Below are 13,843 nucleotides of genomic sequence, written 5' to 3' on the forward strand. Positions count from 1 at the left end.
CGATGAGGGTGAGTGTATGTCCAACAGCGTTCAGCGTATGGCCAAGGCGGGCGAGACTGTAAGGAAGCTTGGCTTTTGCATGGCGGTCGTTTTTGCGGGAATGCTCGTCGCTTTTGCCGCGTTGGTTGTTTACGTGATCTGGTATGCGGTTGCAAACGTTGTTTCTGTCGATTCTTTCGGTGTCGTGACGCTTCTCGATGGCGGGAGCATCGTTATCCCAAGCGGGCTGTGCCTGGCACTCGTCGTGGGTGTTTCGCTTGTCGTTTTGTGCGGAATCAGCCATAACATCTCTCGGGGCGTCTCGCCCTTTACCAAGACGCATGTGCGGCTTATCCGTGTTCTCGCGCTTGCCTTTGCTGTTAACGCCGCGGTTTCGCTTGTTGGTGCCTATGGATCGGTCAATCTCACCATTGGCGGACTGGAGCTTTACATCGTGCCTCATTCCTTCGTTATTGAGATTTGCCAAGGCGCTACCTTTGATGCGGGGTCGTTTATCGGCGCAGTTGTCTGTTTGTTTATCTCGGCGATCTGGAGTTATGCCTCGCTGCTCCAAGAGCAGTCTGACGAGCTTGTGTAGGAGGAAACATGAGCTATCTCATCATCGAGCTTGAGACGCAGCTGCTTAAGACCGGAAAGACCAGCGCTGATCTGATTCGGGCGACGGGGCATACTCCGGCTAATATTTCAAAGCTTAGAAACGGAAAGATAAAAGCTATTCGCCTAAAGACGCTTCTCGATATCTGTGATGAGCTTGATTGTCAACCGGGAGATATTATTCAGCGCGTGAGCGAGAAAGAGCTTGAGGAGCTTATTGTCGAGCGCGCAAAAAATGTCGTGAGACAGATGCGGGACGGCGGAGGCAATGAGGTATCGCTTCCGACATCAGTCTTCGCTGTCGATTTGAGTGACGAGTAGCTTAAGGCAAACAACTAAAACGAAGTATCAGCGTGAAGGGACCTGTGTCTAACACGGGTCCCTTCTTTTAGATTATCTTGACAAATATGAGTTATCGAAAAACAATAACAACCATGGAAAACGATAAAGGAAAGAAGGAACGATATGAGCGGTTTTGCTATCAAGCAGAACGGGAGGCCAATGAACGCATCAGCGATAAAGCTATCAAAAGTATCAAAGCGCTACGGGAAACGGCGCGTTTTGCATGACGTTTCTTTCGAGGTGCATCAGTCTGAGCTCTGTGCCCTTGTCGGTGCAAACGGTGCGGGCAAAAGCACGCTTATTAAAATCGTCTTGGGCCTCTGCGAGCCATCGTCGGGGAGCGTGGAGCTCTTTGGAGGCAAATCAAAAAGAGAGCTTGGCCTGATGCGGACGCGTGTCGGCTATGTGCCAGATTCCAGCGGAGCATACCAATCCCTCAGTGCGGTTGAGAATCTCCAAATCCGATGTTCGGAATGGGGGCTTGATGCGAATTGTGAGATTCCTCGCGTTTTGAGCCTAGTCGGGCTGGACGTCGAAGAGAAAAAGAGCGTGAGCAGTTTTTCTTTGGGAATGAAACGGCGGCTGGATATAGCTACGGCTTTATTGGGCGACACCGACGTACTAATTTTCGATGAGCCGGCAAATGGATTGGATCCGTTGGGCATCGAGAGTATATGGGCCCTTATCGGTCGATTGAATCGAGAGCAGGGTAAGACCATGCTCATCTCTAGTCATGATTTGGATGAGTTGGCATCGGTTGCAACAAGCTGCCTGTTTCTTCATGACGGCGAACTGCTGAAAAAGGAACCGATGGACGTCATAAGGGATGAGGCGCCATCCCTAAAAGAGTATTACAGGCGCTTGATGAAGGCGGTCTCGCTATGAAGCGGGCGATCCATCCCATAAAGGCGGACATGATGCGTTTACACAGGATGTTTCCGGCGCAGTTTTGTCTTGCGCTTATGCTGGCGTTCGGCCTTCTCTTCGGTGTCTTTCTAAAAAGCGGAACAACGTTGCTAGCCTTTGGCAATAGCGTTTGCGGGGAGGATATTGGATTCTTTTGGAATGTAATCGACTCTTCTGCGCCTGATGAGTCCCTTGTGCGCAGTGCTTTTGCCGGCACCTCTCTGTTCGTTCCGCTCATCGTTTGCCTGGCGATTTTACAGGAGCGCGGCTATGAAGAGGGATGCCGAATTTCTTCAGCAAGAGGTCTTGCCCGCTTTAACGGGGTTCTGGCACATGTACTTTCGTCTGCTTTAATAATCGGCGCAGCATATAGTGCGCTTTGCCTTCTTCTGTTTGTAATAGCGATAACACGTGGAGGGCAAAACTATGCGCATAGCATGCTGACTGCATTTTTGCCCGCAATGATAGTCAACGCCGTATTGGTGATATCGGTTGCGCTGGAGACGGTGACCATCTATCGGATAACGGGCAGCGCTGTATTGAGCGGGGCCGTGGTGATAGTTGGATTTGTCATGAGCTTGACGCTCTACGGAGCTTTCCTTCAGGCACCTATACCATCCTTGCGATGGATCTTCTTCCTTCCGGGGCCGTACCTTGGAGTCGGATGTGCCCTTGGGTATAGCGATATGGGGCAGCTGACGCTTCTGGGATATGGCGTGGCAGCCAGCTGTCTATCGGTATTGATTTACGCTCTCTTGAGCTTTCGCGCTGGGGGTGTGCTCAATGGCTCGTCAGATTAAAAGACTTCTCCAGTCAGAATTGAAGCATGTGAGCAAATGGGCGTACGCCTTAATCCTGGTAATTTATGCGTACATGGTGATATTGCAGCTTACTTCTTTCCCGATGTGGTTCTGTAGCCTCCGTGAGAACAGTTTCTTGGGTTTTTTCCCAGACCCGACGCTTCGGCTATCGGCGGAGGATGTCCTTCTATTTGGTAATGCAGAGGTTTTTCGTGGTCTGCTGTTCAACGTAGCCCCGTTGGCTCATGCATTGTTCTTTCCGTTCATCGCGGCTTGCATTGTACCGCGCTTTGTCAGTTCGGGCTTTATTGAGGAACCGTGGGGGTTGTCGGAGGCTCGGGGAGGGAAGCGTGTGTGCGCTATCGTTGCGCGAGTGGTGCTATCTTCTTTTGCCCTTTTGGGCGCGTTTGTCCTGTCGAGTGTCGTTTTGTACTGTCTTAACTGTGCAATCGTTTCGGATGCTCAGCAGTATTTCAACCTGCATGTATTTTGCTATCGACTTGTTCTTGCTGCCGCTGCCTGCCTTGCATACGTGGTTTCTTGCGTAATCGTTGTTTCCTATTTTGGGTCCGGCTTCGGTCCGATTGGCATGCTGTTGCTTGTCAACGTCGTAGCGATCTACATACAGATCGGGGCCAATTCCATGCTTCCGCTTCCAGCCTCGATGCTCATGTGGATTTGCGGCGTGACCCCGTTGGGGAATGGTCAATGCATCTCGATTTTAATTGACTGCCTCATAAACGTAGCAAGCGTTTTTATCATTTGCTTTACTGTCGACCGATTGCGGTCAAGATTTCTCTGATTGTTTGTGAGGGATAATCATACCGAGCATATCAAATACAGGGGGGCGGGCACCGTAGCTGGTGTCCGCCCCCCCCGGCTTAGGAGGCTTTAACCTGAGTGGTTCGCGAGCTAGCGGGCCTGCTTTACCTTTGCCGCCGCCTCGACAAACGACTTCCACAGGTTAAAGTCGGTTTCGAGCGTCTTCCACGTGTACTCGGGATGCCATTGCACGCCTAGACAGAATGGTTGGCCTTCGACCTCGATGCACTCGGGAACACCGTCGGTTGCCTTGGCGACCAAACGCGTGCTCTTACCCAGACGGTCGACGCAGCAGTGATGTGCCGAGTTGGTCTGGATCAGCCTGTGCCCGCCAAGCGCGCGCTCCAGCAGCGAGCCCGGCACGACCTCGACGGGATGTACGGGGTCGTTGAGCACGTGGGTATGGCGCCACTGCGTGCGGCCCTCGCGAGCGCCCAGGCTCGGCACGTCCATGCACAGGGTGCCGCCAGTGGCGACATTGAGCAACTGCGTGCCGCGGCAGGTGGTAAAGAGCGGCTTTTTGGCGCGGAGTACCTCGCCGACCAGCTTAAATTCAAAGCTATCGCGGATCTCACAGCACAGCGTGGGGTCGTAGGGTCGATCATCGCCCCAACGTTTGGGGTTGACATCCGGGCCGCCGGGAATAGCGATACCGTCGGCGATATCGACGTAATGGCGGATGACCTCAATGTCCTCGGTGATGGACATCTGCAGCGGCAGGCCGCCGGCGGCAAGGATGGCATCGACAAAGACACTTGCGATTTCCTCGTTGGGGGAGAGCGTCTCGCTTAAAAACGGCTTCGCCTCTTCCCAGCGCGGTGCGACGAGGATGAGCGGGCGGTCGGCGGGATCGACGTCGACGTGCGGGGTGTATGACGATGAAGTGTGAGTTCCGATCATAGGTGTTGCTTTCGAGTTTGGATGGTCATGGCGAGCAGATATGGCAATTGGGCTAGTGGCCCTTGATGGAGTTGAGGAAGTCTTGGGCGCGCTTGGTCTGGGGGTGGTCAAAGAACTCGTCGGGCGTGCCGGTTTCCACGATCTGGCCGTCGGCCATAAACACGACGCGGTCGGCAACGCGGCGGGCGAAGTTCATCTCGTGCGTAATGACGATCATCGTCATGCCCTGCTGGGCCAGGCGGACCATGACCTCGAGCACCTCGTTGATCATCTCGGGGTCAAGGGCACTCGTGGGCTCGTCGAAGAGCATGGCCTTGGGCTGCATGGCGAGCGAGCGGGCAATGGCCACGCGCTGCTGCTGGCCGCCCGAGAGCTGAGCGGGCACCTTGTCGGCCTGTTCGGCAACGCCCACGCGGCTCAGCAGGTCCATGGCGCGCTCACGAGCTTCCTCCTTGGACACGCCCAGCACGTCGACCGGCCCCAGCATGACGTTCTGCAGCACCGTCATATGCGCGAACAGGTTGAACTGCTGAAACACCATGCCCAGCTCGGCGCGCATGCGGGCAAGATCCTTGCCTTCCTGCGGCAGAGGCTCGCCCTCGATGAGGATCTCGCCCGAGTCGATGGTTTCCAGGCGGTTGATGGTTCGGCACATGGTCGACTTGCCCGAGCCCGAGGGGCCGATCACGACGACGACTTCGCCGCGGTCGACCGAGAGATTGATGTCGTTGAGGACGTGCAGATCGCCATAGTGCTTATCGACGTGCTTGAGCTCGATCAGCGGCTGATTACCGGTAGAAGAAGTGCTCTGTGCCATGGTGCTCGGCTCCTTATGACTCGAAATGGTAAATCGTTAGCGAATGATGGTCGCGCCGGTCTTGTGCGAAACGTAGACAGCGGCCTTGTTGATTGCGACGTTGATGAGGATATAGATGACCGCGATCACCAGGTAGACCGACACGAGGGCGTCGTAGTTGGTAATGAGCACGCGGGCGTTTTGCATAAGGTCGGGGTAGCTCACCACGTAGGCGACGGTGGTGTCTTTGACGACGACCACAAGCTGCGAAATCAACGACGGAATGATAAACCGAATGGCCTGCGGCAGCACGATTTTAAAGGTGATTTTAGCCTTGGAGAGACCGAGCGCCTGGGCTGCCTCGACCTGGCCGCGCGGCACGGCATTGACGCCGGCGCGGAAGATCTCGGCGAGTACGCCGGCTGCGGCGAGCGCGACGGGAAGCGTGAGCATCCAAAACGACGGCAGCGCGATCTTGTACTGGGGCAGCACCAAAAAGAAGAAGTAGATGAATAGCAGGCTCGGCACGCCACGGAAGAAATCGGTGAGCACGCGGCAGACCAGCTGCAGCGGCTTGATGTCGCTGGTACGGCCGAGCATGAGGGCTAAGCCCAGTACCAGCGCGATGGCGCCGGCGGTGAGCGCGACCTTTACTGTGCCCTCAAAACCGGCAAGCAGGAACTTCCAGGTGGTGAGGTGCGTAAAGAAGTACCAGTAATGGACCGAAAGCTGGCCGGTCACATAAAAGCGCTGCAGTACCAGAGCGATGAGCGCGGCCACGGCAACAAGTGAGATGGCGGTGCCGACGCGAATCTTGGCGCGCATCTTGGGGCCGGGAGCCTCGTAGAGCGCATCGCGCATGGTGAGCGCGGAGGTGGAGTGCTTGCTCATCGGAGGATCCTCACCTTCTTATCGATATAGTTGCCAATGTGGCTCACCACAAAGGCCGTGCCCAGGTAGCCGAGCGCCGAGATAAAGAACGCGGCGACGCCGCCGAGCGAGCGCGTGTTGATGTAGCTCACCACGCCGGTGAGCTCCTGCGGTTTAAGCGGCACCTGACTGCCGAGCGCGGTGGTGAGCATGACGGCGATAAAGAGGTTGGTCATGGGCAGCACGCTCGAGCGCAGCGCCTGCGGAATCACGATCTTGGCGAGGATACGGCTGAAGCTCATGCCCAGCGAGCGGGCGGCTTCCACCTGGCCGACACCGACGGTGTTGATGCCGCTCATAAAGTTCTCGGAGCCAAAGGCAGAACCCAAGAGCACTGTGGCGACGATGACGCAGGTGCGGTAGGGCAGGACGACCTTGAGCGGGGGCAGCGCATAGACGACGATAATGAGCAGCGCGATGCCGGGGATGTTACGGAAGACCTGGACATACAGGTCGCCAAAGACGCGCAGCGGCTTGAGCGGCGACACGCGCATCACGGTGACGGCGACGGCCAGCACCATGGCGATGGCAAACGACTCAAGCGTCATGCCCCAGGTTGCTAGCAGCGCGTCGATATAGTTCTGGCCATAGAGCGACCAGAGCTCGGAGAGACTCATGCGGACCTCCCGCCGGTAAGGAAAGGGGCTCCCGTGTGTACGGAAGCCCCGACAACTCAGTGAGGAAACAGTTTACCGCAATAAAGCGCATCATGCGTTTCCGTATGGTTTCATTGCGGTCGTTACCAGGCTCGCTGCCTAGGCGCCGATCTCGGGCAGCTCGGGAACATTGGTGTCGCCCGTGCGGTCGCCGATGCAGATCTGCCACAGCTCGGTCCAGGTGCCGTCGTCCTCAATCTTCTTAAGGAAGTCGTTGACGAAGGCGACGCCGTCGGAATCGAGCGGCAGGCCGATGCCATAGGGCTCCTTGCTGCCGAAGGGCTTGCCGGCAATCTTGTACTTACCGGGCTCGCGGACCAGGGCGCTCTGCTGCATGTTGTTGTCGATGACGTAGGCGTCAACGCGACCCTGCTGGAGTGCCTGGCGGGCCTCCTCGTCGGTCTTGAACTCCTGCTGGCTGGCCTTGGGAGCGAGCTCCTCCAGGATGGCGGGGCCGTTGGAGCCGGACTGGACGGCGACGTTCTTGTCGGCCAGGTCGTCGACGCTCTTGATGTCGTCGTTATCGGCGAGTACCAGGATGGTCTGCTGCGTGTAGTAATAGGGACCGGCAAAGGAGACGAGCTTCTTGCGCTCGTCAGTGATGGTGTAGGTGGCAAAGACGGCGTCGACCTGGCCGTTCTGCAGGACGGACTCACGCGTGTCAGAGGTCACCTGGGTGATCTCGACCTTGTTCTCGCCCAGAATGTAGTTGGACAGGAGCTGTGCGATACCGGCGTCGAAGCCGCGGGTCTGACCGTCCTTCTCGTTGAGGAGGGAGAAGAGCGTGGAGGTCTGGACGCCACCGATCGTAAAGACGCCGGCATCCTTGACGGCCGTGGCCCAGGTGCTGGCGGCGATGGCGTCGTCATCGGCCTTGGGGCCGTTGTCGACAAGTTTGTCGAACGTCTTGGCGTCGAGCGTGGTGGAAGCCTCGGTATCCTCGGAGCTCTTGGAGGAGCCGGCGGCGGAACCCTTGTCGGCCTCGGCGCTGGTGTCGGAGCAGCCGGCAAGACCAAGGCCGGCGACGGTTGCGAAGGTGGCGGCAACGAAGCCGCGGCGGTCGAGAACGACCTGCTGGGAGAGGTTCTTGCTCATGGGAGAACACCTTTCTCAATAAAATCCCTAGCGGTTGAGTAGAGTTATACCCCATCGCGCTCAAATGGGTCAACACGAAATAACTCAGAAACATACTTACCTTATGGGTTATTGTACCTACCAAAAAGGGACAGGCACCTTTGTGGTGGTTCTTGCAGATGTGGTGGCCTGTCTCGCTGCTTTGTCTCAATCTGTAACATCTGCAGCCGTTTTTGCCGAGTAACTGTTACAGATCGAGATTTTCTCTTCAGGGGAATTCGAATGTCTCAATCTGTAACATCTGGACGGCCAAAAGGTCCCTATCTGTTACAGATTGAGACAAAGGTCTGGGACTAAGATGTCTTATCTCAATCTGTAACAGGTAGACGGAAATTCGGGCCCTAGATGTTACAGATTGAGATAATCGTGTCGTGAAAACAAAAACCTCCGCAGGGGTGCTTCCCTTGCGGAGGTTTTCTTACTCGTTGAGTAGCCTTACGGCTTCGGCGGCCATGTTCTCGACCGTCATGCCGTTCTGAGCGAGCAACTCGTTGGGGTCGTAGCGGTCGGGGAAGCCCTTGGCGATGCCAAAGGTGCGCGTGCGCAGCGGCGTGCAGGCCAGATAACATGCCACGCGCTCGCCCCAGCCACCGTCCAAGATGCCGTCCTCGAGGGTGACGACAACGCGATGCTCAGCGACAAGGCTGTCGAGGAACTCACGGTCAAGCTCGGTTGCAAAGCGCGGGTTGACGAGCGTGGCCTCGATACCGTACTCGGCAGCCAAGCGGTTTGCCACGCGCTCGCCCAGCTCAAAGAAATCGCCGAGCGCGAGCACTGCTACGTCGCGACCCTGGCGCACCACGTTGTAGCGAACGGCGCTGTAGTCGGTGCCTTCGGCGGGCGCAAGGTCGGGACGGCTCACCAGGCCAATGCCCGGTACGCGGATCGCCACGGGATGCTCGCGGTGGTCGAGCGACCAGCTCAGCATGGACAGATATTCCTCCATGCAGGCCGGCGCCAAGTAGTGCATGTTGGGAAGAGCGCCCAGCATGGAAATATCGAAGAACGAGAGGTGCGTCTCGGATGTGGTGCCAAAGATCGACGCGCCAAACACCAGGATGGTTGCCGGGGCGTCGTTGAGGCACAGGTCGTGCCACAGCTCGTCGTAGGCGCGCTGCAAAAACGTGCCGTACACACCAAAGACTGGCTTGGCGTCCGAGCGTGCAAGCGCGGTGGCAAAGGTCACAGCGTGCTCCTCGGCAATGCCCGCATCGACGAACTGTTTGCCGGCGGCAGCGCGAAGCTCGGGTGTAAAGCCCATAATGTAGGGCGTGGCGGCCGTGATGCCCACGACCTGCGGATCGCGCTCGATGGCGGCGCTGAGCGCCTCGCCCGTAATGTCGGCATAGGTGCGCGGCGCAGGCTCGCTCGGATGGCCCGGGCAGAGCTTGCGCCCAGTCGCCATGTCAAACGGACCCACATGATGCCAGCGCTCGGGGTCGCTCTGGGCTGGCTCAAAGCCCTTGCCCTTTGCGGTGGAGACGTGCAGCACGATGGGATGATCGATATCGCGCAGCTCCTGCAGCGTGTCGACCAGGGCCAACACATCGTTGCCGGTGTCCAGATAGCAGTAGTCGAGCCCCATCGCGCGGAAAACGTTGCGCTCACAGGTGCCGTTGCTGGCGCGTAGCTCGGCCAGATTGCGATACAGGCCACCGTGGTTTTCGGCGATGGACTGGTCGTTATCGTTGACGATGATGATCAGGTTGCTGTCGAGCTCGGCGGCATTGTTAAAGCCCTCAAACGCCAGACCGCCCGAAAGCGAACCGTCGCCAATGATGGTGATGACGTTGTACGCATCGCCCGCCAGGTCACGAGCGTGCGCCAAGCCGCAGCCCAGGCTCACCGACGTGGAGGTGTGGCCCATGGCGAACAGGTCGTGCTCGGACTCGTCAGGATTGGCAAAACCAGAGGCCTCGCCGTAGCGTGCCGGGTCGATATAAGTGTACGCGCGCCCAGTCAGCGCCTTGTGGGCGTAGGTCTGGTGCGAAACATCAAAGACAATCTTGTCGATGGGGGAGTTAAACACGCGATGGAGCGCAACCGTAAGCTCAACGACGCCCAGGTTGGGGGCAACGTGCCCGCCGACGGCGGCGGAGCTTTCGAGGATGGCGTGGCGGATCTCGCCGCAGAGCAGCGGAAGCTCGGCGCGATCGAGAGCCTTGACGTCCTCGGGCGTTGTCGTTTGCGTAAGCAGCATCGTTGTGGGTTACTCCATGCGAATCGTGCGCCGGCACTCCCTCGGCCGGCACAATTGCACAAGACAGTCTCGCACATTTTGGCGTTTGATATGTGACGGCGGCGCGGTAATTCGCCAACTGGTGGGGCAAAACGTTTTGTCCGATGCCATACTGGTAAATTCGATGATGATTTTATTCATTGCGCGCAGGCCGCGGCTTGCCGCCGAGCGCCGCCGGAAGGAGGCCGCATGTCCGATACCGTTCGTGCCGAGAAAATCGCGCGCGAGGTCGACGATGCCGCCCGTCAGCTTGCCCAGGCGGGCCGCTTGGACCTGATGCATGAGTTTATCCAACATGGCGATGTGACGGTCTATACGCATGTGACCTCGGTAGCGCGGGCAAGTCTGTCCTTTGCCGAGCGCCTGGGCCGCGTCGGTATCTCCGTCGACCGCTTATCGCTGCTGCGCGGGGCCCTGCTGCACGATTACTTTCTCTATGACTGGCACGATCCCGACCCAAGCCATCGACTGCATGGCTTTCGTCACCCGTTTTTTGCCTTGGCGCGTGCGGAGGAAGATTTTGAGCTGACGCCGCGCGAGCGGAATATTATCGTACGGCATATGTTTCCGCTGGTACCGGTGCCGCCGACGTGTCGTGAGGCATGGATTGTGTGCCTGGCGGATAAATGGTGCGCACTGCGCGAGACGATTGCCGGCCGTCTGCCGCGCAAAGGCGGCGCGAACGATTTGAACGAGGGCACGAGTGACGGTTCGAGCAAAGATTCGAGCGAAAAGAGGAGAGGGTAGACGGTGGAAACCGCGATCGACATGGCATTTGACGGCGCGACGCTTGCCGCCTGTCCGCTCTCGGCGCTGGTGCTCTCGTTTGCCTTCTACGGTTTTTGCGGCTGGGTGTGGGAGTCGACAGTCTGCGCCATGCTCAACCACGGACGATTTGCCAACAGTGGCTTTTTGCTGGGGCCGTGCTGCCCCATCTATGGCGCGGGCGGCATTGCCTGCTGGCTGCTGTTGCGCGGGATTCCGGATGCCTCGAGCCAGTTTGTCGCTGCAGCGCTCGTATGCAGCGTGATCGAATACAGTGTTGGTGTGCTGTTGGAAAAAACAACGGGCGCTCGCTTTTGGGACTATTCGCATCTGCCGTTTAACCTGCACGGGCGCATCTGCCTGTACTGGGCCTGCGCGTTTGGCCTGGGTGCGTTGTGCATTTGCCGTTTAGTGGAGCCGGCATTGCTGGGGCTGCTTGGCCATCTGCCGGTGCTGATTGTGCGGCTGTCCGCCTTTGTCGTCGCGGTCGCGATGATGGTTGACGCGGTGTGCTCGTTGGCGAGCTGGCGGCGTCTGTCCGATCAGCTGGAGCGCGTCCGGGCCGACCTTGCCGACCGCATCAACGAGTCGCTTGCCGATGCCTCGGACTCAATGCTCGAGCGCATTCCCGAATCGACGATTGACTCGGTGACACAGACGCACATCCGCAGCCGTGCCGTTAACGCGTGGCTGGCCGAGCTGGGTGACGCCGCGCTCGATGCCCTGCGCGAGAAGGCTTCGATGCCGACGTTTATCGCGGATGGTGCTCGCGGCCTGGCACTCGCTGCCCGCCGCGTGGCCGATGCCGCGCCGAGCATGCCGCGTCCGTCACTCAGTCGTCGCCTTGCCGGCAAGCGCATGAGCCGTCCGGTGCCGAGCGTGTCGCTCAGCCGTCGCGACCTGCGCTTCTTTAATGCCTTCCCGCGCTTGCGCATCAACCGCTACGAGGGCGTCATCCGAGCCACCGACCTTCGCGACCGAGCCCGCGAGCTGTTCCGGCGCTAGCTGGGACGGACGCACTCACGGCTTCCTTGCTCGCGTATTTCCCGTTGGTTTCGCGTCCGTTGCCGCGCCGTTTCCAAGATTACGGCACCGTTGGAGATGGCACGATCTGGGTCGAGCCGGTCGAAGAAGTCATCCGCATCCGCACCGGCGAGCACGGCCCCGCCGCGGTGTAGGACAATCTTTCGCCTGACGGGCGTGCCTCTCTTGGGGCACGCCCGTTCTCGTCTACAATATCGTGTAGACGAAGGAGAGGCACGCCCATGATCAAGATGTTCGCGAGTGATTTAGACGGAACGCTGCTGAACGCACTGCATGAGGCGGATGGGACCATCCGCCGTGCCATCCGCGAGCTGACCGAGGCTGGCTTGCATGTGGTTCCCGCGACTGGACGCTCAACGTTGCCGATTGGCGAGCATGGCTTTACGGGCCTGGCGCTTGACGCCTGCTGCTCCAATGGGTCCATCGTGCGCGACAGCCATGGTGAGGTGCTCAAGACCTGGACCATCGATCCGCAAGTCACTGAGGAACTGCTCAAGGCGTTTCCGGACATTTGCTTTGATTGCTCCACGCCCGATGGCATGTACTCGAGCGGTTCGTTCGAGATGCATCAGGCGGGCTTTAAAAAGGACAGCCCCATCAAGCGTATTGTGATGCGCGGCATGCGTGCACGCGGCGGGTATCACGAGGAACAGTATTTTGACCAGTCGATCGGTGACATCCTGCGCCACGATGTGTGCAAGATCAACTGCCGCGTGACCTCGCCCGAGCTGGAGCGTGACCTTAAGGCATATCTTGCCGAGCGCTCGGACCATGTGGTCAACGCGCCGTTCGATCCGGTGATGTTCGAGATCACGGACGTGGCATGCAACAAGGGCGAGAGCGTGGCCTGGCTGGCGGGCTACTACGGTATTGCCGAGGACGAGGTCGCGGTCTATGGAGACGGCGGCAACGACATCGCCATGCTCAAGCGTTTCCGCCACAGCTACGCGACCAAAAACGGCAGCGATGCAGCCAAGGTCGCCGCGAGCGCAACTATCGGCAGCTGCATGGTCCACGCCGTCCCCAAACACATGCTCGCCACCATGCGCAAGCAAAACTCCCGCACCGTCATCGAATAAGGGACAAAGGGACTGTCCCTTTGTCACATCCCAAATATTGCCTTTACGTGTTGATACACACGGTGTGCAATAATACTCGCACTGTGCAATAGCGCACAGGCTGAGTAACAAGGAGGACGCTTGTCCCAGCTCGAGAAATGCGATCGCCGGTCCCTTCGCTCGCAGCGTGCCCTTCGCCAGGCACTTGCCAGCGAGCTTGCCGAAAGCGGCGACCTTTCGCGCATTAATGTCGCGTCGCTCACCGAGCGTGCTGGCCTTACGCGCCGCACGTTCTATTCGCACTATCGCGATATTCCCGACTTTATCAATCAAATCGAGGACGGCTTGCTGGCCGAGATCCGTGAGCGCATTGAGCTCATCACCTCAGCTCAGCTGCCCGATCTTTACCGTAACATTGACGAGCTCGAGCCGGCGCCCGGTTCGGTTGAGCTGCTGCGTTATCTTGCGGCCAACCGCGACTTAATCGGTGCGCTGCTGGGTCCGGGCGGCGACCAGGCCTTTATTAAAAGGATTATCGACACCGCGCGTGAGGCTGTGGTGCCGCGTGCGCAGACGGGCATTTTGGGCCTGGCGCTGGGCACGTTCTTTGACTACTACGTCACCTACGTCGTGAGCGCCGAGGTCGGCATGATTCAGCGCTGGTTTGAGCGTGGGCTCACCGAATCGCCCGAGGCCATGGCGCGCATTATGACGGTTATCGCCTTTGTGCGCCCCGGCGACCTGTATGGCCAACCCATCGATATCAACGTGCCGGAATACGGCATGAAGCTTTTGAATTTGCAGCTCGAGGACGCGGTCGACACCGCCGCAACCGTCGAGTCCAACAACTAAGAGGA

Annotated in this window: 16 protein-coding genes; 10 read left to right on the forward strand and 6 right to left on the reverse strand. The window is 58.5% G+C overall.

Translation table 11 applies throughout. The annotated features are described in order from the left end of the window. The first annotated feature begins 16 nt into the window (after positions 1 to 16). The 5 genes from DWX39_RS02410 to DWX39_RS02430 all read left to right on the forward strand — a co-directional run bounded on the left by DWX39_RS02410 (position 17) and on the right by DWX39_RS02430 (position 3,444). Positions 17 to 577: a hypothetical protein gene (locus tag DWX39_RS02410; protein ID WP_117758381.1), complete on the forward strand. Its 561-nt coding sequence runs from the start codon at positions 17 to 19 to the stop codon at positions 575 to 577. Positions 578 to 585: 8 nt separating this feature from the next. Next, positions 586 to 915: a helix-turn-helix transcriptional regulator gene (locus DWX39_RS02415; RefSeq protein WP_117758382.1), complete on the forward strand. Its 330-nt coding sequence runs from the start codon at positions 586 to 588 to the stop codon at positions 913 to 915. Between the two features lie 144 nt (positions 916 to 1,059). Beyond that, positions 1,060 to 1,821, forward strand: coding sequence for an ABC transporter ATP-binding protein (locus DWX39_RS02420; RefSeq protein ID WP_117758383.1), 762 nt, complete (start codon positions 1,060 to 1,062; stop codon positions 1,819 to 1,821). Next, complete coding sequence (locus tag DWX39_RS02425) at positions 1,818 to 2,642, forward strand: hypothetical protein (protein ID WP_117758384.1); 825 nt, start codon at positions 1,818 to 1,820, stop codon at positions 2,640 to 2,642. Before DWX39_RS02420 ends, DWX39_RS02425 begins: the two co-directional genes overlap by 4 nt. Then, positions 2,626 to 3,444, forward strand: a complete 819-nt coding sequence (locus DWX39_RS02430; protein ID WP_117758385.1) for a hypothetical protein — start codon at positions 2,626 to 2,628, stop codon at positions 3,442 to 3,444. The genes DWX39_RS02425 and DWX39_RS02430 overlap by 17 nt, the downstream gene beginning before the upstream one ends. A gap of 110 nt (positions 3,445 to 3,554) precedes the next feature. Here DWX39_RS02430 and DWX39_RS02435 read toward each other — a convergent pair whose 3' ends face one another. The 6 genes from DWX39_RS02435 to DWX39_RS02460 form a co-directional block, all read right to left on the reverse strand. Then, positions 3,555 to 4,364 (reverse strand): gamma-glutamyl-gamma-aminobutyrate hydrolase family protein, encoded by an 810-nt coding sequence (locus DWX39_RS02435; RefSeq protein ID WP_117758386.1) that lies wholly within the window; start codon positions 4,362 to 4,364, stop codon positions 3,555 to 3,557. Between the two features lie 52 nt (positions 4,365 to 4,416). After that, a complete protein-coding gene (locus tag DWX39_RS02440; RefSeq protein ID WP_089572310.1) occupies positions 4,417 to 5,181 on the reverse strand; it encodes an amino acid ABC transporter ATP-binding protein in 765 nt (254 codons plus the stop codon). Positions 5,182 to 5,217: 36 nt separating this feature from the next. Further along, a complete protein-coding gene (locus DWX39_RS02445) occupies positions 5,218 to 6,051 on the reverse strand; it encodes an amino acid ABC transporter permease (RefSeq protein WP_117758387.1) in 834 nt (277 codons plus the stop codon). Next, positions 6,048 to 6,707 carry an amino acid ABC transporter permease gene (locus DWX39_RS02450; RefSeq protein WP_022094657.1) on the reverse strand — a complete coding sequence of 220 codons (660 nt, stop codon included), beginning with the start codon at positions 6,705 to 6,707 and terminating at the stop codon, positions 6,048 to 6,050. The genes DWX39_RS02445 and DWX39_RS02450 overlap by 4 nt, the downstream gene beginning before the upstream one ends. A 138-nt stretch (positions 6,708 to 6,845) precedes the next feature. Then, the gene (locus DWX39_RS02455; protein WP_117758388.1) at positions 6,846 to 7,841 is read right to left on the reverse strand and encodes a glutamate ABC transporter substrate-binding protein; all 996 of its coding nucleotides are present in this window, start codon (positions 7,839 to 7,841) and stop codon (positions 6,846 to 6,848) included. A gap of 457 nt (positions 7,842 to 8,298) precedes the next feature. Further along, the gene (locus DWX39_RS02460) at positions 8,299 to 10,080 is read right to left on the reverse strand and encodes a 1-deoxy-D-xylulose-5-phosphate synthase (RefSeq protein ID WP_117758389.1); all 1,782 of its coding nucleotides are present in this window, start codon (positions 10,078 to 10,080) and stop codon (positions 8,299 to 8,301) included. A 228-nt stretch (positions 10,081 to 10,308) separates the two neighbouring features. Between DWX39_RS02460 and DWX39_RS02465 the strand changes: the two genes are divergently transcribed. The 5 genes from DWX39_RS02465 (at position 10,309) to DWX39_RS02485 (ending at position 13,838) form a co-directional block, all read left to right on the forward strand. Next, entirely contained in the window at positions 10,309 to 10,866 is a 558-nt protein-coding gene (locus DWX39_RS02465) for an HD domain-containing protein (protein ID WP_117758390.1), read from the forward strand. Positions 10,867 to 10,869: 3 nt separating this feature from the next. After that, the gene (locus DWX39_RS02470) at positions 10,870 to 11,889 is read left to right on the forward strand and encodes a putative ABC transporter permease (RefSeq protein ID WP_233508858.1); all 1,020 of its coding nucleotides are present in this window, start codon (positions 10,870 to 10,872) and stop codon (positions 11,887 to 11,889) included. 59 nt (positions 11,890 to 11,948) lie between these two features. Beyond that, entirely contained in the window at positions 11,949 to 12,062 is a 114-nt protein-coding gene (locus DWX39_RS02475; RefSeq protein ID WP_233508861.1) for a P-II family nitrogen regulator, read from the forward strand. Positions 12,063 to 12,149: 87 nt separating this feature from the next. Continuing rightward, the gene (locus tag DWX39_RS02480; protein WP_117758391.1) at positions 12,150 to 13,007 is read left to right on the forward strand and encodes an HAD-IIB family hydrolase; all 858 of its coding nucleotides are present in this window, start codon (positions 12,150 to 12,152) and stop codon (positions 13,005 to 13,007) included. Positions 13,008 to 13,127: 120 nt separating this feature from the next. Next, positions 13,128 to 13,838 carry a TetR/AcrR family transcriptional regulator gene (locus DWX39_RS02485; RefSeq protein WP_117758392.1) on the forward strand — a complete coding sequence of 237 codons (711 nt, stop codon included), beginning with the start codon at positions 13,128 to 13,130 and terminating at the stop codon, positions 13,836 to 13,838. Positions 13,839 to 13,843: the final 5 nt, after the last annotated feature.

Origin of the sequence: Collinsella sp. AF19-1LB (genome assembly GCF_003459655.1) — a bacterium.
Lineage (GTDB): Bacteria > Actinomycetota > Coriobacteriia > Coriobacteriales > Coriobacteriaceae > Collinsella.

Coding starts and splice junctions, on each gene's coding strand:
- DWX39_RS02440 (WP_089572310.1), bottom strand. CDS start 5,181: ATGGCACAGAGCACTTCTTCTACCGGTAATCAGCCGCTGATCGAGCTC.
- DWX39_RS02410 (WP_117758381.1), top strand. CDS start 17: ATGTCCAACAGCGTTCAGCGTATGGCCAAGGCGGGCGAGACTGTAAGG.
- DWX39_RS02415 (WP_117758382.1), top strand. CDS start 586: ATGAGCTATCTCATCATCGAGCTTGAGACGCAGCTGCTTAAGACCGGA.
- DWX39_RS02445 (WP_117758387.1), bottom strand. CDS start 6,051: ATGAGCAAGCACTCCACCTCCGCGCTCACCATGCGCGATGCGCTCTAC.
- DWX39_RS02450 (WP_022094657.1), bottom strand. CDS start 6,707: ATGAGTCTCTCCGAGCTCTGGTCGCTCTATGGCCAGAACTATATCGAC.
- DWX39_RS02460 (WP_117758389.1), bottom strand. CDS start 10,080: ATGCTGCTTACGCAAACGACAACGCCCGAGGACGTCAAGGCTCTCGAT.
- DWX39_RS02435 (WP_117758386.1), bottom strand. CDS start 4,364: ATGATCGGAACTCACACTTCATCGTCATACACCCCGCACGTCGACGTC.
- DWX39_RS02455 (WP_117758388.1), bottom strand. CDS start 7,841: ATGAGCAAGAACCTCTCCCAGCAGGTCGTTCTCGACCGCCGCGGCTTC.
- DWX39_RS02425 (WP_117758384.1), top strand. CDS start 1,818: ATGAAGCGGGCGATCCATCCCATAAAGGCGGACATGATGCGTTTACAC.
- DWX39_RS02420 (WP_117758383.1), top strand. CDS start 1,060: ATGAGCGGTTTTGCTATCAAGCAGAACGGGAGGCCAATGAACGCATCA.
- DWX39_RS02465 (WP_117758390.1), top strand. CDS start 10,309: ATGTCCGATACCGTTCGTGCCGAGAAAATCGCGCGCGAGGTCGACGAT.
- DWX39_RS02430 (WP_117758385.1), top strand. CDS start 2,626: ATGGCTCGTCAGATTAAAAGACTTCTCCAGTCAGAATTGAAGCATGTG.
- DWX39_RS02480 (WP_117758391.1), top strand. CDS start 12,150: ATGATCAAGATGTTCGCGAGTGATTTAGACGGAACGCTGCTGAACGCA.